The sequence below is a fragment of the Conexibacter sp. W3-3-2 genome (genome assembly GCF_009707605.1).
Taxonomy (GTDB): domain Bacteria; phylum Actinomycetota; class Thermoleophilia; order Solirubrobacterales; family Solirubrobacteraceae; genus Paraconexibacter; species Paraconexibacter algicola.
The window spans coordinates 586,662-605,453 of sequence record NZ_WLYW01000001.1 but is presented as its reverse complement, the minus strand read 5'-3'; the positions used below and the strand labels follow the sequence as shown (position 1 = coordinate 605,453).

The following is an 18,792-nucleotide window of genomic DNA, read 5'->3' as shown; positions in this document are numbered from 1 at the left end:
CGGGCCAGCGGTCATCATCCCCGGCCGATGGGGGTCCCACGCATCGCCTTCCGCGCCCGTCCGCTGGCGCTCCTCCTGGCCGTCGCCGCGGCGGTCCCGGCGGCCGCTGCCGCCGCCGAGCCGGTCGGGCAGCCGACCCTCGTCGCGGTCGCCGGCGCCGGAGGGCAGCCGTGCCCGGGCGCCGACGCGACCGCCTGCACCGTCGCGCTCGTCCGCGACGCCGCCGGCCGTCCGGCGGGCATGCCACGCGACGGCGTCCTCGTCGCGATCCGGCTGCGGGCCGCCGCCGGGGCCACCGACGAGCTCCAGGTTCGCGTCCTGCGCCCGGACGGGGCGGGCCTGCTGCGCCCGGTCGCCGCCGCCGCGGGCCGGGCGCTCGACGGCGGCACCGGGGTCCAGCGCTGGCCGGTGCGGCTCGCGGTCCGCGAGGGCGACCTGCTCGCGGTCCGCGGCGCGACGCTGCCGCCGATCGCCGTCGCCTCCGCGGTCACGGGTGCGGCCGCGGTCGTCGCGGAGCCTCCGGCCTGGCCGGTCGGCGCGCCGTCGCGCGCCCCCGACGCGGCGGCGGGCTCCCCGGGCGACCTCCAGCTCGCGGGCGACCTCGAGCCCGACGCCGACGGGGACGGCCACGGCGACCTCACCCAGGACGACTGCCCCGCCGATCCCGCGCGCGTCGGCGCCTGCGCCATCGACCTCGTCGCGAGCGCGTCGGCGCCCGCCTACGCGGTCGCCGGGCGGCCGCTGAGCCACGTCTACGTCGTTCGCAACCGCGGCGCCAGCCCCGCCGAGGCGGCCGTCCTCGACCTCGAGTCCGTCGAGGGCGCCACGCCGACCGCCGTGGACGCCCCCGGGGCGTGCGCGCCGACGGCCGACGTCGTGACCCGCTGCGCGCTCGGCCGGCTCGCGCCCGGGGACGCCGTCAGGGTCACCGTGACGCTGTCCGGGCCCGTCGACGCGGTCGCCCGCACACAGGCGCGCGCGAGCGCGCGGGGGACCGAGCTCGTCGCCGGCGACGAGTCCGCCGCCGCGCAGACCCGCCTCACCGCCGAGAGCGTCGCGCCCGCCGCGCGCCCGTTCACCGTCGCTCCGTGCGCGAACGTCCAGACCGGGACCGGGGACGACGAGGTCCTGAACGGCACCGGCTTCGGGGACCGGCTGATCGGCCGGGCGGGCCGCGACCTGCTGCGCGGCGGCGACGGCCCCGACTGCCTGGAGGGCGGGCCGGGCAGCGACGTCCTGGACGGCGGCACCGGGGACGACCGCCTCGCCGGGGCCGCCGGGAACGACCGGCTGGAGGGCGGCCCGGGCGCCGACACCCTGCGCGGCGGGCTCGGACGGGACCGGCTGCTCGGCGGCGCCGGGGCGGACCTCCTGCTGCCGGGCCCCGGGGTGGACCGCGTCGAGGCCGGCGACGGCGACGACCGCGTCGACGCGCGCGACCGCACCGCGGAGACCGTCGACTGCGGTCGCGGTTCGGACCAGGCCCGCGTCGACCGCCGCGACCGCGTCCGCGGCTGCGAGCGCGTGGCGCGCGGCTGACGCCGTCGCAACGCGGATACGCTTGCCCGGCCGATGACGCGTCTCTCCAGCCTGCTCCTGCCCACCGAGCGCCAGCCGCCCGCCGACGCCGAGGCCCTCTCGCACCAGCTGATGGTGCGCGCCGGGCTCGTGCGGCAGATCGGCGCGGGCCTGTGGAGCTGGCTGCCGGCCGGCTGGCGGGTCCACCAGAAGATCGTCCAGATCGTCCGCGAGGAGATGGACGCGATCGGCGGGCAGGAGATGCTCATGCCGGTCCTGCTGCCCGCCGAGCTGTGGAAGCGCTCCGGCCGCTACGACACCGTCGGCGCTGAGCTGATGCGCCTCCGCGACCGTAAGGACGCGGACATGGTGCTCGCGATGACCCACGAGGAGGCGGTGACCTTCCACGTCGCCCAGGTGGTGAAGTCCTACCGCGAGCTCCCCAAGGTCCTCTACCACTTCCAGACGAAGGAGCGCGACGAGCCGCGCCCGCGCGCCGGCGTGCTGCGCACGCGCGAGTTCGTCATGAAGGACGCCTACTCGTTCGACCGCGACCAGGCGGGCCTCGAGGAGACCTACGAGCACCACCGCGGCGCCTACGCCCGCATCTACGACCGCTGCGGCCTGGAGTGGGTCGAGTGCCGCTCCGACGTCGGGATGATGGGCGGCACGATGGCGCACGAGTACATGGCCCCGTGCGCCGCGGGGGAGGACGACGTCGTCATCGCCGGCGCCTACAGCGCGAACCTCGAGATCGCCAGCGCCGACGCGCAGGTCGTCGAGCTGCCCGCCCCGCTGGACGCCCCGGTCCGCGTCGAGACGCCCGGAGCGCGCACGATCGAGGCCGTCTCCTCGCTGCTGGGCATCCCGCACGGGGCGCAGATGAAGTCGTTCCCGGTCGTCGCGGGGGAGGACCGGTTCCTGCTCGTGCTCGTGCGCGGCGACCACCAGATCTCCGAGACGAAGCTGCGCAACCACCTCGGCGCGCCGTGGCGGCCCGCCACCGAGGAGGAGATCCGCGAGCGGCTCGGCCCGCCCGGCTCGCTGGGCCCGGTCGGCGCGCAGGTCGACGTGCTGCTCGACCTCGCCGTCCGCGACGACGACGGCGCCTCGTACACGACCGGCGCCAACGAGGAGGGCGTGCACCTCCAGGGCGTGCGGCCCGGCCGCGACTTCGGCTTCACGCGCGGGGACGTGCGCGAGGTCGTGCTCGGCGACACCGTCGACGGGGTCCCGGTCCGCATCGAGCCGGCGATCGAGATCGGCAACATCTTCCAGCTCGGCACTCGCTACTCCGAGCCGCTGGGCGCCACCTACCTGGACCCGGACGGCAAGCAGCAGCCGGTCGTCATGGGCTGCTACGGCATCGGGCCCGCGCGGATCGCCGCCGCCTCGGTCGAGCAGTTCGCCGACGAGCGCGGGATCGCGTGGCCGAAGGCGATCGCGCCGTGGGACGTCGAGCTCGTGTCGCTCGGCAAGGCCGGGTCGCCCGAGCGCGAGGCCGCCGACGCCCTCTACGCCGAGCTGCAGGAGGCGGGCATCGAGGTCGTGTACGACGACCGTGACGGTGGCGCCGGCGCGAAGTTCGCCGACGCCGAGCTGCTCGGCTGCCCGCTGCGGCTGACGCTCGGCCGCCGCTCGCTGGAGTCGGGCCGGCTTGAGGCGCAGGGTCGCCGCGGCCAGGTCGACCACGAGGAGGGCGTCCCCGTCGCGGGCGCTGCCGAGGCGGTGCAGGAGCTGTGGGCGACCCTCCCCTGACGCCGCGCGAACGCGTCGAGCAGGCCCGCGAGAACACGCGCGAGCGCGTCGAGCAGGCGCGCGACACCGCGCGCGGCCGCGTCGAGCAGGCGCGCGAGACGACGCTCGAGCGCACCGAGGACATCCGCATGACCGCGCGGCGGCTGTTCGGGCTCGACCGCTCGGGCCCGCCGCCCCGCGCCACGCTCGAGGACGCGCCCTGGAACGTCTGGACGATCCCGAACGCGATCGGCTTCGTGCGGGCCCTGCTGATCCCCGTGTTCCTCGTCCTCGCGCTCGGCTCCGAGTCCGGGACCGACGCGCTGCCGGCGATCATCTTCGCGGTCATCGGCTGGAGCGACTACCTCGACGGGTTCGCAGCACGGATCACCGGTCAGTACTCGCGGTTCGGCGCGCTGCTGGACCCGATCGTCGACCGGATGCTCGTGATCTCCGGCGTCGTCGTGGTCTGGAACTTCGAGCTGCTGCCCCGCTGGGCGCTGGCGCTCGTCGTCGCGCGCGAGGTGCTGATGCTGTTCGGCGGCCGCTACGCGCTGAAGCGCGGCGCGACGCTGCGGATCAACTGGCCCGGGCGGCTCGCGGTCGGACCGACGATGGGGGCGATCTTCTTCGCGCTCGTCGACCTGCACTGGCTGGCGGTGGCGAGCCTCGTGCTCGGCCTCGGCCTGGGCTGGACCGCGACCGTCCTGTACATCCGTGAGGCGCGCCGCCAGATCGCTGCACGGAACGGTGCACCCTCAAGCTCTGGTTGACCCTTCGGAGCCCGCTGGTATGCTCGCGCGGCCGCGGACACCTTCCACCCACCGCGCGCAGGAGCGAGATCACGCATGGACACCTTCCCGGACCTCGGGTCCCTGTCGGACCAGGAGCTGAAGGACCTCATCCAGCAGCTCACCGAGGAGGAGATCGACATCTCCTACAAGCGTCGGATCCTCCACGGGAAGATCGACATCCTCCGCGCCGAGCTCGTCAACCGGCTGCGCAAGAAGCACGAGACCGGTGAAGAGGTCATCACCGGGGCCGACGTGCAGCGCCTGACCGACATCCTCGCGGGCCGCGCCGCCGGCGAGGACACGGGCGTCTAGCCCCGAGCCCCAGGGAGGGAAGCGAGCAACGTGGCCGTCCACTGCCCCGAGTGCGCCTTCGTCAACGCGGAGGGCGCGAACTACTGCCAGAAGTGCGGCGCGTACATCGGCGCGACCGGCACCGCGGAGTCCGGGGAGTCCCAGACGGCGACCTACCGCGTGGGGGAGACCGGGGAGTTCATCCCCGTCGACCTCGACGACGTCGTCGCGCAGGGCGCGGCGCTCGTCATCCGCGCCGGCGGCGGGCGGGTCGGCGAGAGCTTCCCGCTCGACGGCGAGCGCCACTCGATCGGCCGTCGTCCCGACTCCGCCGTCTTCCTCGACGACGTCACCGTCTCCCGCGACCACGCGCTCGTCGTCCGTCGTGGCGCCGACTGGCACCTCGACGACCTCGGGTCGCTCAACGGCACCTACGTGAACCGCCAGCGGATCGAGAGCCAGCGCCTCGCCGACGGCGACGAGCTGCAGATCGGCAAGTACAAGCTCACGTTCCTCACCCGTTGATGTCGGTGGCCGAGCCGCACCTCGACCCGATCGGTGGTCCCGGCGAGCCCGACCCCGAGCCGTCCGAGCGGCCGCGCAAGTCGATGACGATCGGGGCGGTCTGCAAGTCGCTGCAGACCGAGTTCCCCGACATCTCGATCTCGAAGATCCGCTACCTCGAGGACCAGAAGCTGCTGCAGCCGCGGCGCACGCCCGGCGGCTACCGGCTGTACAGCGCCTCCGACGTCCAGCGGCTGCGCACGATCCTGCGGCTCCAGCGCGACGAGTTCCTGCCGCTGCGCGTCATCCGCCAGGAGCTCGCCTCCGGCCGCGCCCAGGAGGACGAGCGCGCCACCCCGGCCCCGTCCGGCCCCGGCGCCGACCCGCGCGCCCGCCGCCGCACGAGCGTCACCGTCAGCCCCAACGCCCCGATGTACTCGCTCGCCGACGTCGTCGAGGAGACCCGCGCCGACCCGAAGCTCGTGCAGGAGCTCGAGGAGTACGGCGTCATCCGCGGCGACCTCCGCGCCGGCACGAAGTACTACGACGAGACCGAGCGGGAGATCGTGCGCGCCGTCGCCGAGCTCGCCCGCTACGGCGTCGGCGGGCGCAACCTGCGCGTGTTCCGCACCTCCGCCGACCGCGAGGCCGCGCTGCTGCAGCAGCTGCTCGCGCCGGCGCTGCGCTCGCGCAACGTCGAGCGCCGCAAGGAGGCGCTGGAGGCGCTCGAGAACCTCGCCGCGGTCACCACGCACCTCAAGCACCTGCTGCTGATCCGCGACCTGCGCAAGATCGCCGGGTGAGCACGCCCGACCCGAAAGCCGTCGACCTGCGCGCGGCGATCCGGGAGATCCCGGACTTCCCGTCGCCCGGCATCGGCTTCAAGGACATCACCACGCTGCTCGCCGACCCCGTGGCGCTCGACGCGGCCGTCCGCGGCCTCGCCGCGGCGGCGCGCCCGCTGGCCCCGGACGTCGTCATCGGGGCGGAGGCCCGCGGCTTCCTGCTCGGACCGGCGCTCGCCCGCGAGCTGGGCTGCGGCTTCGTGCTCGCCCGCAAGCCGGGCAAGCTCCCGCACACCACCGTCCGGGCCGAGTACGCGCTCGAGTACGGCACCGACGCCCTGGAGCTGCACAGCGACGCCGTCGCCCACGGGGCGCGCGTCCTCGTCCACGACGACCTGCTGGCCACCGGCGGGACCGCCCGCGCGCTGTGCGAGCTCGTCGAGCAGCTCGGCGGCACCGTCGCGGGCTGCGCGTTCCTCGTGGAGCTCGCGTTCCTGCCCGGCCGTGCCGCGCTCGAGCCGCGCCCCGTCCACGCGCTGGTCACCTACGAGAGCGAGTAGCCGCCCGTGCCCACGACCAAGCGCTCCCGCGTCATCCCGGCCACCCCGCAGGAGCTGTGGACGATCGTCGGCGACCCGTACCACCTGCCGCGCTGGTGGCCGCGGGTCCTGCGCGTCGAGGCGGTCGACGACAGCTCCTTCACGCAGGTGATGACGACCGAGCGCGGGCGCAGCGTGCGTGCGGACTTCCGGCTGACGGCCCTGGACGAGCCGACCCGCGCCGGCTGGGCGCAGGAGGTCGAGGGCACGCCGTTCGAGAACCTGCTCGAGGCGTCCAGCATCGAGGTGCGGCTCGACCCGCAGTCCGCCGGCACGAAGGTCACCGTCGTGCAGACGACGAGGATGAAGGGCGTCTCGCGACTCGGCGGCCCGATGGTCCGCAAGGCGTCGCGGACGCTGCTGGACGAGGCGCTCGACGGCCTCGAGCGGCTGCACGCCGACGCCGCCTGAGGCGGCGCCGGACGCGACCGGCCCGGGCGGCTAGTTGCCGCCGAGGTCGAGCTGGCCGCGGAGCACGATCGTGCCGGGCTTGCTCGGGCGGTCCACCTTCTCCTTGGTGATGACGAGCTGGCGGAACTTCGTGGCCTCGGTCGGCACGGGCGCCAGGCCGCTGAGGCGACCGTCGTCGCCGACCGGCGGCGCGAACCCGAGGAACTGCGCGTCCGACGGGGAGTTGTAGAGCCACACGACGTAGCGGGAGCTGGGCTGCAGGTCCTGCGCCGTGACGGCCAGCGCGCGCTGCCCGTCCTGGGAGAGGACCTGCGCGACGCCGAGGGCCTTCGAGCCCTGGACGGCCGCCGTCAGGTTGATCTGCGCGTCGACCGACGGGCTGCCGGTCGGGCCGGTGGACGCCGCCTGCGTCGTCGTCGGCGTGTCGTCGCTCTCGTCGTCGCCACCGCCGATCAGCAGCACGCCGCCGACCGCGATCGCGACGCCGACGCCGATGAGGACGAGCAGCCCGCCCAGCCGCGAGGACTTCGCGCGCTCCTGGCGGGCGACCTTGCGCGCCTCGAGCGCGTCGAACGCCTCGTCGACCTCGCGGCCGCCCGCCGGGATGTCCGGGAGCGCGTCGCCGCCGATCGGGCGCAGCTCGGCCGCGACGACCCGCGCCCACGCGCGCCCGGCGGCCGAGGTCTCGAGGAACTCGCGGGTCGCCGCGCGCTGTGACGCGGTCTGCTGCCCGAGCAGGAAGTCGGAGATGTCGTCCTGGCGCTCGGACTCGAGGTCGCCGGTGTCGTCGGGACCGAGGCTGTCGAGGGCGTCGAGCGCACGGTCGCGGACCCCCGCACCGTCGAGCCGCAGCAGCGCCGCGAGCTCGTCGTAGGTCTTGCCCTGCTTGAGCAGGAGCTGGATGACGGCCTTCTGATCGGCCGGCAGGTCGTCCACGCGCGCCATAGGGCGCGGAGCCTAGCGGGACGGGCCCCCGCCGCGCGTCGGACCCGGCCGCGCCGCACCCCCGGGGCGGGGGAGGCGGTGAACTAGGGTGCCGGGGATGAGCGATCTCCCGACCCCCGTGGCCTACGAGCGCACCTTCGACGCGCTCTACGGCCTCGTCGTGGACGAGCAGCGCGACGACCTCGTGCGCGCGCACGTCGACATCCAGGACCACCACAAGCAGCCGATGGGGCTCGTCCACGGGGGCCTGCTGGCGTCGATCGCCGAGGCGATCACGTCGATGGGGACCGCCCGGGTCGTCATCCACGACGGCGAGATGGCGCAGGGGCTCTCCAACCAGACGAACTTCCTGCGACCCGTGTTCGGGTCGGTCATCCGCGCGACCGCCACACGCCGCCACCGTGGCCGCACGACGTGGGTGTGGGAGGTCGACATCACCGACGAGCAGGACCGCCTGTGCGCGATCATCCGCATGACGATCGCGGTCCGGCCGATGCCGCCCGAGGTCGCCGCGCGCGTGCGCGAGACGCACGGCGACCCGGCCTGACCGGCGCGGGGCGCCGGCCGGTCCGGCGCCCGCTCAGCCGCCGTAGCGGTTGGTGATCGGCAGGCGCCGATCGCGCCCGAGCGCGCGCGGCGTGATCTTGATGCCGGGCGGCGACTGGCGGCGCTTGTACTCCGCGAGGTCGACGAGCCGGATGACCCGGTCGACGTCCGCCGCGGGGAAGCCGCGCGCGACGAGCTGCTCGCGGCCGAGGTCGCGCTCGACGTAGCCCTCGAGGATCGCGTCGAGGATCTCGTAGGGGGGCAGCGAGTCGTCGTCGCGCTGGTCGGGGCGCAGCTCCGCCGACGGCGGCCGGCTGACGATCGACTCCGGGACCGGGTCGGCGGCGTCGCGGCGGCGCCGCCACGCGGTCAGCGCGTAGACGAGCTGCTTGGGGCAGTCCTTGATGACCGCGAAGCCGCCGGCGCTGTCGCCGTAGAGCGTCGAGTACCCGACCGACATCTCGGACTTGTTCCCGGTCGTCAGCACGAGCCAGCCGAACTTGTTCGACAGGGCCATCAGCAGGTTCCCGCGGATGCGGGCCTGGAGGTTCTCCTCGGTGAGGTCCGGCTCGCGGTCGGCGAAGGTCTCGGCGAGCAGCTCCTCGTAGGCGACCATCGGGCCCTGGATGGGCAGCTCGAGCTGCCGCACGTCGAGGTTGGCGGCGAGCGTGCGGGCGTCGCCCTGCGTGCCGTCGGAGGAGTAGCGCGAGGGCATGACGACGCAGCTGACGCGCTCGGGGCCGAGCGCGTCGACGGCGACGAGCAGCACGAGCGTCGAGTCGATGCCGCCGGAGAGCCCGAGCACGACGTGGCGGAAGCCGTTCTTCTCGACGTAGTCGCGCGTGCCGAGCACGAGCGCCCCGTAGACCTCGGCCTCGGCGTCCAGCGTCGCGGCGACCGTGCCGTCGGGGGCGTCGGCGGGCGCGGCCGGGCCGCCGGTGGCGTCCGACGGGGCGGCCGTGGTGAGCGTCGCGATCGTCTCGACGGTCGGCCGGTGCTCGCGGACCGCCAGGCGCGGGCGGGTGTCGCGCAGGCGCGCGTTGCCGGCCGCACGGGTGTCGACGGTGGCGAGCAGGAGGGTCTCCTCGAACTGCGGCGCGCGGGCGACGACGCGGCCCTCGTGGTCGAGCACGACGCTGTGGCCGTCGAAGATCAGCTCGTCCTGGCCGCCGACGAGCGCGCAGAACGCGACGGGGGCCAGGTGGTCGCGGGCGCGCTGCTGGAGCATCCGCTCGCGCTCGGCGCCCTTGCCCGCGTGGAAGGGGGAGGCGGAGAGGTTGACGATCAGGCGCGCGCCGGCGAGCGCCTCGTCGGTGGCGGGCGGGCCCGGGACCCACAGGTCCTCGCAGATCGTGAGGCCGACGGGGACGCCGTCGACGTCGACGATCATCGGGCGGTCCCCGGCCTGGAAGTAGCGGACCTCGTCGAAGACCCCGTAGTTGGGCAGGCGCATCTTGCGGTAGACGCCCTGCACGGCCCCGTCGGCGAGGACGGCTGCGGCGTTGTAGACGTCGTCCGCCCGCTCGGGGAAGCCGACGATCGCGACGATCCCGCGGGTGCGGGCGGCGAGCCGCTCGACCGCCGCGCGCGCGTCCGCGAGGAAGTGCTCCTTGAACAGGAGGTCCTCCGGCGGGTAGCCGGTGATCGCGAGCTCGGGGAAGAGGACCAGCTGCGCCCCGGCGGCCGCGGCCTCGTCGATCGAGCGGGCGATCCTCTCCTCGTTGCCGGGGAGGTCGCCGACCGTCAGGTTCAGCTGGGCGAGTGCGATCCGCATGGGACGCGAAGGATCGCACGGCGTCCGCAACGCGAAACGTTTCACAAGCCTTCAACAACAAATCACGAATCTGTTGAAGGTTCTGTGCATGGTTGTGTAAGGTGGCGGGTAGTTCCGCACCACGCCCCCCAGCTGAACGAAAGCCGCCCGCCATGAACCTCGCCGATCAGACCACGTTCTCCCGCATCTACGAAGAGCACCACCGTGGTGTCTACGGTGCCGCGTACCGCATCCTCGGCAACGACGCCCAGGCCCAGGACGTGGCCCAGGACGTCTTCCTCCGCGTCTGGCGCAACCCGGGCAAGTACGACGCCCGCCGTGGCGAGCTGGGCAGCTACCTGCGCCTGATGGCCCGCAGCCGCGCGCTGGACCTCTGGCGCGAGTCGCAGGCCGCCGGCCGCGCGACGGACCGCCTCAAGGTCGTCGTCTCGATGGACGCCCCGCGGTACGACCAGCGCCCCGACCAGGTCGCCGAGCGCGAGGGGGACCGCCGGATCGTCCGCGATGCCCTGCGGGTCCTGCCCGACGCCCAGCGCGAGGCCGTCGTCCTCGCCTACTGGGGCGGGCTGACCGCCGACCAGATCGCCCGCCGCGCCGGCGTGCCGCTCGGCACGGCCAAGAGCCGCATCCGGCTGGGGCTCGCCAAGCTCCGCGACGAGATCGGGCGCCAGCTCGAGCCGTCGTACGCCGCCGCCTGAGCGCCGGCGCCGGCACCCCGGACGACCGCCCGGGCGGCCGTCCCCGGCGGAAAACCCCTGCACCTGGCGATGTGCAGGCTCGTGGACTGTGTGCGCCCCGTCACATCGACGGGGCGTTTCTGCTGTACTCTTGCGAACGATTGTTCGATCGCCGAGTCGTCTCCGCCCACTGCGGGGACGAGCGGGGGACCCACTCGCCACCGCCGGGAATCCCGGTGGAGGCTGGGGCGAATCGGCCGCTGATGCAGCCGTAGCGTCCTGTCGAGGAGCGTCAGAAGCGCTCCCGGCGGGCTGCGAGCCCGACAGCTAACCCCGTAGGCGGCAGAAGCGTTTCGCAGGAGGTCAACGGCGATGAAGCCGTCCATCTCGCGTTCCCGCGCCGTCACGGCCGCGGGCGCGCTGTCCCTCGCCGTGGTGCCCGCCACGGCGTCCGCGCAGTCCCCCCAGACGACCGCGCCGCAGGCAACCGCCAGCGCCGCGCCCGTCTCCGCCTCGCTCCACGACTCCCACGTCCGCTACGGCTCCCGCGTGACCGTCAGCGGCCGGATCGCCCAGAGCGGCACCGTCCAGCCCGTCGTGCTCGAGTACCGCCCGCGCGGCGGCCAGTGGAGCGCCGTCGCCCAGGACGAGACCGACAAGGCCGGGCGCTACCGCCTGCGCGCCACGGTGCGCCGCAACGGCGCGCTGCGCGTCGTGCTCGCCGGCCGGCCCGCCACCGCCGTCGCCGCCGGCCCCACGGCCGCCGCGCCGACGACGAGCCGCGAGCTCGCCGTCCGCGTCGCCGCCGCGCTGCGGACCACCAAGGTCCGCCGCGACGTCGTCGCGGGCCGCGCCGCGACCGTCTCCGGCACCGTCCTGCCCGCCGCCGCCGGCCGCGTCGTGCGCCTGCAGGTGCGCCGCGGCGGCACGTGGCGCACGGTCGACCGCGACGCCACCTCGCGTGGCGGCCGCTACGCGCTGTCCTGGCGGACCGCGCGGATCGGGCGCATGTCGATGCGCGTGCGCGTCGGCGCCGACCGCGCCACCACCGCCACGCGTCGCACGCTCGGACGGCTCAACGTCTACCGGCGCGTCTTCGTGTCCTGGTACGGCCCGGGGTTCTACGGCGGGCGCACCGCCTGCGGCCAGACGCTCGGCTACGGCACCCTCGGCGTCGCGCACAAGTCGCTTCCGTGCGGCACGAAGGTCACCTTCCGCCTGCGCGGGCGCAGCGTCACCGTGCCCGTCATCGACCGCGGCCCCTACGTCGGCGGGCGCGAGTACGACCTCACCGGCGCGACCAAGCGCGCGCTGGGCTTCGGCTCCACCGGCACGGTCCTCTCGACCGTCTGACCGCCGGGCCGGGGCGACCCGGCCGGACCCGACGGGACGGGGACACGTACGTGTGTTCGCATCCCGTCGGGTCCGCGGCGTACCATCGGCGGCGACGTGAGCCGCCGGATCGCCCACCTGGACATCGACGCGTTCTACGCGTCGGTCGAGCTGCAGCGCCGCCCCGAGCTGCGCGGCCTGCCGGTCATCGTCAGCGGTGACGGTCCGCGCGCGGTCGTCACCACCGCCAGCTACGAGGCGCGCCGCTTCGGCGTCGGCTCGGCGATGCCGACCGCGCAGGCCCGGCGCCTGTGCCCCGACGCGGTGCTCGTGCCGCCGGACTTCGAGGCCTACCGGGCCGTCTCCCGGACGGTGATGGGCCTCGTCCGGGCCACCGTCGACACCGTCGAGGTCGTCGGGCTCGACGAGGCGTACCTCGACCTCACGGGCCTGTTCTCGCCGAAGGCCGAGATGCGCCGCCTCGTCCAGCGCATCCGCGAGACCACCGGGCTCAGCGCGTCCGTGGGCATCGGGCCGAGCAAGCTCGTCGCGAAGGTCGCCTCGGACGCCGAGAAGCCGCGCGGGTTCCTCGTCCTGGAGCGGGAGGAGGCCGTCCGGCGGTTCGCGGACGCCTCGCCCGGCCTCGTGCCCGGCATCGGGCCGAAGACCGTGGAGCGGCTCGCCGCGCTGGGCATCGAGACGCTCGCGCAGCTCGCCGCGACGCCCGACGAGATCCTCGCCGACCGCTTCGGCACCAACCAGGGCCCCTGGCTGCGACGGCGCGGCGCGTTCCTCGACGACGCGCCGGTCAGCGAGGAGCGCATCGCCGTCAGCGAGTCCCGCGAGCGGACGTTCGACGTCGACGTGCGCGAGCCCCACGAGATGGAGGAGCACCTGCGCCGCATGGCCGCCGAGCTCTGCGACGGCCTGACCCGCCAGGACCGCCGCGCCCGCACGATCGCCATCAAGGTCCGGCTCGACGACTGGACGACCGTCACGCGGGCGCGCACGATCCCCGAGTACACCGCCGAGCCCGACCGCGTCGCGGGCGTCGCCGTCGAGCTCCTGCGCGCCTACGCGCCCGCCCGGCCGGTCCGCCTGCTCGGCGTGCGCATGGCGTCGTTCGCGCACGAGGCCGCCGCCAACGCGGGCCGCGGCGACCAGCTCGCGCTCGAGGTCTAGGGTCTGCGGCATGAGCGAGCGCATCCCGATCGGCGACCGGACCCTCCACGTCGTGCAGCGCGGCAGCGGCGACCCGCTGCTGCTGATCCAGGGCATGAGCGGCACGCACGCCTCCTGGGGCGAGCCGTTCCTGTCCGCCCTCGATCCCGCGCTCGCCACGATCTCCTACGACCACCGCGGGATCGGCCGCTCCGACCCGGCGGCCGAGCCGTTCTCGATCGTCGACCTCGCCGACGACGCGCTCGCGCTGCTCGACGCGCTCGGCCACGCCTCCGCGCACGTCATGGGCATCTCGATGGGCGGCATGGTCGCGCAGGAGCTCGCGCTGAAGGCCCCCGAGCGCGTGCGCTCGCTCACCCTCGGCTGCACCTACAGCGGCGGGGAAGGCGCGTCGCTCGCCGCCCCCGAGACGATCCAGCGGCTGTCCGAGGGCATGATGTCCGGGGACCGCGAGCGCGCGATCCGCACCGGCTACGAGATCAACGTCTCCCCGACGTTCGCGGCCGACGAGGCGCACTGGCCCGCGTTCCTGGCGATGGCGACCGCGACGCCCGCCCCGATCGCCACGATCATGCTGCAGATGCAGGCGGTCGGGGCGCACGACACGCTCGCCCGGCTCGGCGCCATCACCGCCCCGACGCTCGTCGTCCACGGCGACGCCGACCTGATGCTCCCGGTCGCCAACGGCGTCCTCATCGCCGACGCGATCCCCGGGGCGCGCTTCGAGCGGTTCGCGGACGTCGGGCACCTGTTCTGGTGGGAGCGGCCCGAGCAGACCGCCGCGCTCGTCACCGCCCACTGCGCGGGCGCCACCAACCCGGCCTGAGCGGGCGGCTCCGGCGGGCTAGTACAGCGCGGCGGCGAGCCGGCGGCGCCCGTCGCGCGCCAGCGGGTGGTCGACCCCGAGCGGGTCGAGGATCCCGATGACCGCCTGCCGCAGGTCGTCCTTGCGGTCGGGCGCGACCGCCATGCCCTCAAGCAGCGCGGTGAGCGCCGTCTCGGGGTCGCCGCCGTCCAGCGCCGCCCACGCGGCGTCGAGCTCCAACGGGCCCGGGTCCTGCTCGAGCCGGATCCGCGCGGCCAGCCCCTCGGCCGCGAAGTTGCCGCGGACCTGCTCGAGGATCCCGAGCGCCTCCTGCGCGTCGCCGCGACGGTGCAGCAGCCCGCCGAGCGCGAGCGCCGCGTCGGCGCGACCCGGCTCGAGCTCGAGGGCGCGGCGCAGGTCCGCCTCGTCGCCGCTGCGCGCCAGCGCGTCCGCCTCCGACGGCACGAGCTTGCGGAAGAACCGCTCGACGATCGCCGGGCTCTGCGCGCCGACGAACTCGTCGACGACCTGCCCGTCGCGGAACGCCTTGACCGCCGGGATGCCCTGGATCTGGAAGCTCTGCGAGATCCCCGGGTTGGCGTCGGTGTCGATCTTCGCCAGCACGACCTGCCCGCCGTGCTTGGCGGTCTCGCGCTCGAGGATCGGCCCGAGCTGCCGGCACGGCCCGCACCACTCGGCCCAGAAGTCGACGACCACCGGGGTCGTCGCGGAGCGCTCGACGACCTCCGCCTGGAAGGTCGCCTCCGTCACGTCGATCACGGTCATGCCTGCAGACTACGCTGCGGTGATGCCCGGTCCGGACCTCCACGTCGTCTCGGCGGGCGACGGCCCCGCCGTCGTCCTGCTGCACGGCCTCACCGCCACGCACCGCTACGTCGTGCACGGCTCGCGGGCGCTCGAGCGCGGCGGCTTCCGGGTCGTCGCCTACGACGCGCGCGGCCACGGGGCATCGGATCCCGCACCGTCCCCGGACGCCTACACCTACCCGCTGCTCGCCGAGGACCTCGGCCGCGTGATGGACGAGGCCGGCCTCGACCGCGCCGTCCTCGCCGGGGCGTCGATGGGCGCGCACACCGCGCTGCGGTTCGCGCTGGACCACCCCGACCGCGTCGCCGGGCTCGTGCTGATCACCCCCGCACACGACGGCGCCGCCCCCGAGGCGTCGCGCACGAAGGACCTCGCGCGCTGGGACCGCCTCTCCGACGGCCTGCGCAGCGGCGGGGTGCAGGGGTTCGTCGCCGCCTACGGCGACCCCGGCGTGAAGCCCGAGTGGCGCGAGACCGTCCTGAAGGTGCTGGAGCAGCGGCTGTCCCGCCACGAGCACCCCGACGCGCTCGCCGACGCGCTGCGCGCCGTCCCGCGCTCGGCGCCGTTCGACACGCTCGCCGACCTCGGCTGGATCGGGGCGCCGACCGTCGTCGTCGGCGACCGCGACAGCGCCGATCCCGGCCACCCGCTGGCGGTGGCGATCGCCTACGCGGACACGATCCCCGGCGCCGAGCTCGTCGTCGAGGAGGAGGGGGAGAGCCCGATCGCCTGGTCCGGCGGGCGGCTCTCGAAGGTCATCGCCGACCTCGCGCGCACCGCGCGATGAGCACCACCCCGGCCGGGTACTCCGGTCGCCCGCTCGCCCAGAAGCTCGCCATCAAGGCCGGGCACGTCGTCTGCGTGCTCGACGCGCCCGCCGGGTTCGTCGAGCACGGGCTCGGGCCGCTCCCCGCCGACGTCCGCCTGCACGCGACGCTCGTGGCCGCAGCGGACGTCGTGCTGACCTTCCGCACCGAGCGCGCCCGGCTCGAGGCCGACCGCGAGCCGGTCACCCGGACGATCTTCCCCGCGGGCGCCTGGTGGGTCTGCTGGCCCAAGCGGGCCTCGAAGGTCCCCACCGACGTCACCGAGGACGTCGTCCGCGAGATCGCGCTACCGCACGGTCTCGTGGACACGAAGGTCTGCGCGGTCGACGCGACCTGGTCGGGCCTGCGGCTCGTCGTCCGACGCGAGCGACGCGGCGGCACCGTGGAGGACCTGCTCAGCGGATAGCGTCCCGGGCGATGAGCCCGCTCACCGACCTGACCCTCGAGCGCCACGGCGGCGTCGCCGTCCTCACGCTCGACGCCCCCGACCGCCGCAACGCCCTCACCATCGCCATGGCCCAGGCCATGATCGACACCTGCGAGGAGCTCGACGCGGACCCGACCGTCGGCGCGGTCGTCGTCCGCGGCGCGGGCGGCTACTTCTGCGCCGGCGGCGAGCGCGCGACGCTCGCCCGCGCCGGGGAGGACCCGGCGGCGCCCGACGCGTTCACCGGCATGGGCACGATCTACCGGGCGTTCCACCGCGTCGGGGAGCTGCAGGTCCCGACGATCGCCGCGATCCACGGCGGCGCCGTCGGCGCGGGCATGAACCTCGCGTTCGCGACCGACCTGCGGATCGTCGCCCGCGACGCGAAGCTCGCCTCCGGCTTCATCCCGATCGGGCTGCACCCCGGTGGTGGGCACGGCGTGCTGCTCGGCCGCACCGGGGCCCGCGAGACGACCGCGGCACTGGCGCTGTTCGGCGAGCGCATCACCGGCGAGCAGGCCGTCGCCGCCGGGCTCGCCTACGAGGCGCTCGACGCCGACGCGGTCGACGCGCGGGCCCTCGAGCTCGCCGCCGTCCCCGCCCGCGACCCGGAGCTCGCGCGCCGCACCACCCTGTCCCTGCGCACCGAGCTCGGGCCGCCCGCGCTGCCCTGGGGCGCGGCGCTGGAGATGGAGCGCTCGGCGCAGATGTGGTCGATGCGCCGCAAGGCCCTCGGCGCGCAGGACGCGTGACCGAGCCGATCTTCACGCGTGAGGGCGGCACCTACGTGCCGTCCGGGCACGCCCGCGGCCCGTGGGACGACGCGCAGCTCCACGGCGGCGCGCCCGCCGGCCTGCTCGCCCGGGAGATCGCCGCGGTGCCCTCCGGCACCGACGGGACGCGCATGGCGGTCCTGCGGCTCGCCTACGAGTTCCTCGGTCCCGTCCCGCTCGCCCCGCTGACCGTCTCCGCCGCGCTGGTCAAGCCGGGCCGTCGCTTCCAGCTCGTCGAGGCGCAGCTCGCGGTCGCGGGCGGCCCCGTCGTGCTGCGGGCGCGAGCGGTGCGCCACCGCGTCGCCGACCCGCCCGTCCCGGTCCCCGACGCGGCGCGCGCGACCGGCCCCGTTGAGGTCCCCGGCGGCCCCGACCCGCTCGCGCACCCGCTCGCGCCGATGGTCCCGATGGGGGAGGCGGACACCGGCTTCGGCGTCACGGGCATGGAGCTGCGGTTCGTGCACGGGGACTTCCTCGAGCCCGGTCCCGCGGTCACCTGGTTCCGTGCCGCCCGGCCGCTCGTCGACGACGAGGCGGCCTCGCCGCTGGCGCTCGTCGCGATGGCCGCGGACTTCGGCAACGGCGTCTCGAGCGCCCTGGACTTCCGCACCCACCTGTTCGTCAACACCGACCTGACCGTGCAGCTCCAGCGCGAGCCCGTGGGGGAGTGGGTGCAGCTCGACGCCCGCACGGTGATCGACGGCGCCGGGATCGGGCTGGCCGCCTCGCGGCTCTCCGACCTCCACGGCGCGCTCGGCACGAGCGCCCAGTCCCTCTACGTGGAGGCCCGATGACCCCGATCCGCACCGTCCGCCGGTCGCTCCTCGCCACCGCCGGCCTGCTGGCGCTCGCCGCCCCGGCCGCGCAGGCGATCGACCGCTGCCCCGAGGGCGCCGCGCCCGCGACCCCGGTCCTCACCGGGCAGGGGGTGCTCGAGTCGGCGATCGTCGACGCCGACGGGCGCCTGTACTACACGGACACCACCGCCCGCGAGCTGCGCCGCCTCGACGCGCCCGGAGCGGCACCCGAGACGATCGCCGGCGGCATCGACGCGCCCGGCGGGCTGGCGATCGACGAGCGCGGCCGGATCCTCGTCGGCCAGGGCGACGGGCTCGTGCCCGGCCTGCAGGGCAACCTGCGACCGGTCGCCCGGCTGCTGCGCGTCGACCCGGCCACGCGCGTGGTCGAGACCGTCGCCGCCGGCCTGCAGATGGTCAACGGGATCGTGCGCGCAGACGACGGCGCCGTGTACGCCTCCAGCGACGTCGGGTTCGGCATCGACCGTGTCGGCCCCGACGGCACCGTCCAGCTGCGCTGGGCGTCCGTGTTCAGCGCCAACGGCCTGGCGATCGACCGTGCGCAGCGCCACCTCTACGCCGCCCAGACCTTCCAGCCCGCGGCGATCACGCGGATCGACCTGCGCGACTCCTCGCAGGTGCGGACCTTCGCCACCCCGCCGCTCGACGGGGTCGCCGCCGGCCTCGACGGCATGACGATCGACGGCGCCGACCGGCTCTACGTCGCCGCCCAGGTCCCGGGGGAGGTGTGGCGGGTCGACACGGCCGCGCCGCGGTTCTGCGCGATCGCCACCGGGCTGCGCACCCCGAGCGCCGTCGCGTTCGGGCACGGGCGCAGCGGCTTCTCCGCCGGGCGCCTCTTCAGCGTCGGCTTCGACGGGGTGATCGCCGAGCTGCCGTCCGCGCGCGTCACCGGCGCCGCGCTCGCACCCGTCCCCGCCGCCGGCGCGGCGGCGACGCCCGCCGACGGCCCGACCGCGCCGCGCGTGCTGCTCACGCCGGCGCGCGTGACCGTCCGCGGCGGCCTCGTGCGGTTCACGCCGCGGCTGGTGCTGCTCGCCGCCGACGGGACCCGCCGCAGCGTGACGCGGCGCCTCGTCCTCCCGGGCGGGCGGACGGTCCGCAGCGGCCGGGCGGTCACCGTGCGGGTCGCGCCCGGGGCGCGCACCCTGACCGTGCGGTTCGTGCTGCGCGGCGTCCGGCGCACGCGCACGATCGCGCTGCGCCGCCCCTGAGCCGC

General features: G+C 75.3%; 21 protein-coding genes and 1 riboswitch. Of the genes, 18 read left to right on the top strand and 3 right to left on the bottom strand.

Annotated features, from left to right (window positions below):
• Window positions 1–27 precede the first annotated feature (27 nt).
• The 8 genes from GKE82_RS03030 to GKE82_RS02995 all read left to right on the top strand — a co-directional run bounded on the left by GKE82_RS03030 (window position 28) and on the right by GKE82_RS02995 (window position 6,639).
• Window positions 28–1,539, top strand: coding sequence for a calcium-binding protein (locus GKE82_RS03030; protein WP_154732291.1), 1,512 nt, complete (start codon window positions 28–30; stop codon window positions 1,537–1,539).
• Window positions 1,540–1,572: 33 nt separating this feature from the next.
• The gene (locus GKE82_RS03025; protein ID WP_154732290.1) at window positions 1,573–3,276 is read left to right on the top strand and encodes a proline--tRNA ligase; all 1,704 of its coding nucleotides are present in this window, start codon (window positions 1,573–1,575) and stop codon (window positions 3,274–3,276) included.
• Window positions 3,258–4,028 carry a CDP-alcohol phosphatidyltransferase family protein gene (locus GKE82_RS03020; protein ID WP_233243948.1) on the top strand — a complete coding sequence of 257 codons (771 nt, stop codon included), beginning with the start codon at window positions 3,258–3,260 and terminating at the stop codon, window positions 4,026–4,028. Before GKE82_RS03025 ends, GKE82_RS03020 begins: the two co-directional genes overlap by 19 nt.
• Window positions 4,029–4,103: 75 nt before the next feature.
• The gene (locus tag GKE82_RS03015) at window positions 4,104–4,361 is read left to right on the top strand and encodes a hypothetical protein (RefSeq protein WP_107571146.1); all 258 of its coding nucleotides are present in this window, start codon (window positions 4,104–4,106) and stop codon (window positions 4,359–4,361) included.
• 30 nt (window positions 4,362–4,391) lie between these two features.
• The gene (locus tag GKE82_RS30530) at window positions 4,392–4,865 is read left to right on the top strand and encodes an FHA domain-containing protein (protein ID WP_107571145.1); all 474 of its coding nucleotides are present in this window, start codon (window positions 4,392–4,394) and stop codon (window positions 4,863–4,865) included.
• Window positions 4,866–4,870: 5 nt separating this feature from the next.
• Window positions 4,871–5,647 carry a MerR family transcriptional regulator gene (locus GKE82_RS03005; RefSeq protein WP_309233360.1) on the top strand — a complete coding sequence of 259 codons (777 nt, stop codon included), beginning with the start codon at window positions 4,871–4,873 and terminating at the stop codon, window positions 5,645–5,647.
• Window positions 5,644–6,189 carry an adenine phosphoribosyltransferase gene (locus tag GKE82_RS03000; RefSeq protein ID WP_107571143.1) on the top strand — a complete coding sequence of 182 codons (546 nt, stop codon included), beginning with the start codon at window positions 5,644–5,646 and terminating at the stop codon, window positions 6,187–6,189. The genes GKE82_RS03005 and GKE82_RS03000 overlap by 4 nt, the downstream gene beginning before the upstream one ends.
• A gap of 6 nt (window positions 6,190–6,195) precedes the next feature.
• On the top strand, window positions 6,196–6,639 hold the full coding sequence (locus GKE82_RS02995; RefSeq protein WP_107571142.1) for an SRPBCC family protein: 444 nt from the start codon (window positions 6,196–6,198) through the stop codon (window positions 6,637–6,639).
• Between the two features lie 30 nt (window positions 6,640–6,669).
• Here the strand turns inward: GKE82_RS02995 and GKE82_RS02990 are convergent, their stop codons facing one another.
• Window positions 6,670–7,584, bottom strand: a complete 915-nt coding sequence (locus GKE82_RS02990; RefSeq protein ID WP_154732289.1) for a hypothetical protein — start codon at window positions 7,582–7,584, stop codon at window positions 6,670–6,672.
• A gap of 97 nt (window positions 7,585–7,681) precedes the next feature.
• Here GKE82_RS02990 and GKE82_RS02985 point away from each other — a divergent pair, with 97 nt between their 5' ends.
• A complete protein-coding gene (locus tag GKE82_RS02985) occupies window positions 7,682–8,131 on the top strand; it encodes a PaaI family thioesterase (RefSeq protein ID WP_154732288.1) in 450 nt (149 codons plus the stop codon).
• Window positions 8,132–8,164: 33 nt separating this feature from the next.
• On the opposite strand, the gene GKE82_RS02980 is transcribed toward GKE82_RS02985, so the two are convergent.
• Entirely contained in the window at window positions 8,165–9,904 is a 1,740-nt protein-coding gene (locus tag GKE82_RS02980; RefSeq protein ID WP_154732287.1) for an NAD+ synthase, read from the bottom strand.
• Between the two features lie 152 nt (window positions 9,905–10,056).
• On the opposite strand from GKE82_RS02980, the gene GKE82_RS02975 reads away from it, so the two are divergent.
• The 4 genes from GKE82_RS02975 to GKE82_RS02960 all read left to right on the top strand — a co-directional run bounded on the left by GKE82_RS02975 (window position 10,057) and on the right by GKE82_RS02960 (window position 13,921).
• On the top strand, window positions 10,057–10,602 hold the full coding sequence (locus GKE82_RS02975) for an RNA polymerase sigma factor (RefSeq protein ID WP_154732286.1): 546 nt from the start codon (window positions 10,057–10,059) through the stop codon (window positions 10,600–10,602).
• Between the two features lie 139 nt (window positions 10,603–10,741).
• A riboswitch (cyclic di-AMP (ydaO/yuaA leader) is annotated at window positions 10,742–10,937 on the top strand.
• A 16-nt stretch (window positions 10,938–10,953) separates the two neighbouring features.
• Window positions 10,954–11,934: a septal ring lytic transglycosylase RlpA family protein gene (locus GKE82_RS02970; protein ID WP_154732285.1), complete on the top strand. Its 981-nt coding sequence runs from the start codon at window positions 10,954–10,956 to the stop codon at window positions 11,932–11,934.
• Between the two features lie 96 nt (window positions 11,935–12,030).
• Window positions 12,031–13,095 (top strand): DNA polymerase IV, encoded by a 1,065-nt coding sequence (gene dinB, locus GKE82_RS02965; RefSeq protein WP_154732284.1) that lies wholly within the window; start codon window positions 12,031–12,033, stop codon window positions 13,093–13,095.
• A 10-nt stretch (window positions 13,096–13,105) separates the two neighbouring features.
• Complete coding sequence (locus tag GKE82_RS02960; protein ID WP_154732283.1) at window positions 13,106–13,921, top strand: alpha/beta fold hydrolase; 816 nt, start codon at window positions 13,106–13,108, stop codon at window positions 13,919–13,921.
• 18 nt (window positions 13,922–13,939) lie between these two features.
• Here the strand turns inward: GKE82_RS02960 and GKE82_RS02955 are convergent, their stop codons facing one another.
• Window positions 13,940–14,686 carry a tetratricopeptide repeat protein gene (locus GKE82_RS02955; protein WP_154732282.1) on the bottom strand — a complete coding sequence of 249 codons (747 nt, stop codon included), beginning with the start codon at window positions 14,684–14,686 and terminating at the stop codon, window positions 13,940–13,942.
• Window positions 14,687–14,708: 22 nt separating this feature from the next.
• Here GKE82_RS02955 and GKE82_RS02950 point away from each other — a divergent pair, with 22 nt between their 5' ends.
• From GKE82_RS02950 to GKE82_RS02930, 5 genes are read left to right on the top strand one after another with little or no spacing between them, the layout of a single operon-like run.
• Entirely contained in the window at window positions 14,709–15,515 is an 807-nt protein-coding gene (locus GKE82_RS02950; RefSeq protein ID WP_154732281.1) for an alpha/beta fold hydrolase, read from the top strand.
• Complete coding sequence (locus GKE82_RS02945; protein WP_154732280.1) at window positions 15,512–15,961, top strand: DUF3052 family protein; 450 nt, start codon at window positions 15,512–15,514, stop codon at window positions 15,959–15,961. The genes GKE82_RS02950 and GKE82_RS02945 overlap by 4 nt, the downstream gene beginning before the upstream one ends.
• A gap of 11 nt (window positions 15,962–15,972) precedes the next feature.
• Complete coding sequence (locus GKE82_RS02940) at window positions 15,973–16,734, top strand: enoyl-CoA hydratase/isomerase family protein (protein WP_154732279.1); 762 nt, start codon at window positions 15,973–15,975, stop codon at window positions 16,732–16,734.
• Entirely contained in the window at window positions 16,731–17,549 is an 819-nt protein-coding gene (locus tag GKE82_RS02935; protein WP_196189039.1) for a thioesterase family protein, read from the top strand. The genes GKE82_RS02940 and GKE82_RS02935 overlap by 4 nt, the downstream gene beginning before the upstream one ends.
• Window positions 17,546–18,787 carry an SMP-30/gluconolactonase/LRE family protein gene (locus GKE82_RS02930; RefSeq protein ID WP_154732277.1) on the top strand — a complete coding sequence of 414 codons (1,242 nt, stop codon included), beginning with the start codon at window positions 17,546–17,548 and terminating at the stop codon, window positions 18,785–18,787. The genes GKE82_RS02935 and GKE82_RS02930 overlap by 4 nt, the downstream gene beginning before the upstream one ends.
• The last annotated feature ends 5 nt before the right edge of the window (window positions 18,788–18,792 follow it).

Bases quoted from the DNA above. Each gene is read 5' to 3' on its own strand.
- GKE82_RS03030 (WP_154732291.1), top strand. From the start codon at position 28: ATGGGGGTCCCACGCATCGCCTTCCGCGCCCGTCCGCTGGCGCTCCTC.
- GKE82_RS03025 (WP_154732290.1), top strand. From the start codon at position 1,573: ATGACGCGTCTCTCCAGCCTGCTCCTGCCCACCGAGCGCCAGCCGCCC.
- GKE82_RS03015 (WP_107571146.1), top strand. From the start codon at position 4,104: ATGGACACCTTCCCGGACCTCGGGTCCCTGTCGGACCAGGAGCTGAAG.
- GKE82_RS02990 (WP_154732289.1), bottom strand. From the start codon at position 7,584: ATGGCGCGCGTGGACGACCTGCCGGCCGATCAGAAGGCCGTCATCCAG.
- GKE82_RS02985 (WP_154732288.1), top strand. From the start codon at position 7,682: ATGAGCGATCTCCCGACCCCCGTGGCCTACGAGCGCACCTTCGACGCG.
- GKE82_RS02980 (WP_154732287.1), bottom strand. From the start codon at position 9,904: ATGCGGATCGCACTCGCCCAGCTGAACCTGACGGTCGGCGACCTCCCC.
- GKE82_RS02975 (WP_154732286.1), top strand. From the start codon at position 10,057: ATGAACCTCGCCGATCAGACCACGTTCTCCCGCATCTACGAAGAGCAC.
- GKE82_RS02970 (WP_154732285.1), top strand. From the start codon at position 10,954: ATGAAGCCGTCCATCTCGCGTTCCCGCGCCGTCACGGCCGCGGGCGCG.
- GKE82_RS02960 (WP_154732283.1), top strand. From the start codon at position 13,106: ATGAGCGAGCGCATCCCGATCGGCGACCGGACCCTCCACGTCGTGCAG.
- GKE82_RS02955 (WP_154732282.1), bottom strand. From the start codon at position 14,686: ATGACCGTGATCGACGTGACGGAGGCGACCTTCCAGGCGGAGGTCGTC.
- GKE82_RS02950 (WP_154732281.1), top strand. From the start codon at position 14,709: ATGCCCGGTCCGGACCTCCACGTCGTCTCGGCGGGCGACGGCCCCGCC.
- GKE82_RS02945 (WP_154732280.1), top strand. From the start codon at position 15,512: ATGAGCACCACCCCGGCCGGGTACTCCGGTCGCCCGCTCGCCCAGAAG.
- GKE82_RS02940 (WP_154732279.1), top strand. From the start codon at position 15,973: ATGAGCCCGCTCACCGACCTGACCCTCGAGCGCCACGGCGGCGTCGCC.
- GKE82_RS02930 (WP_154732277.1), top strand. From the start codon at position 17,546: ATGACCCCGATCCGCACCGTCCGCCGGTCGCTCCTCGCCACCGCCGGC.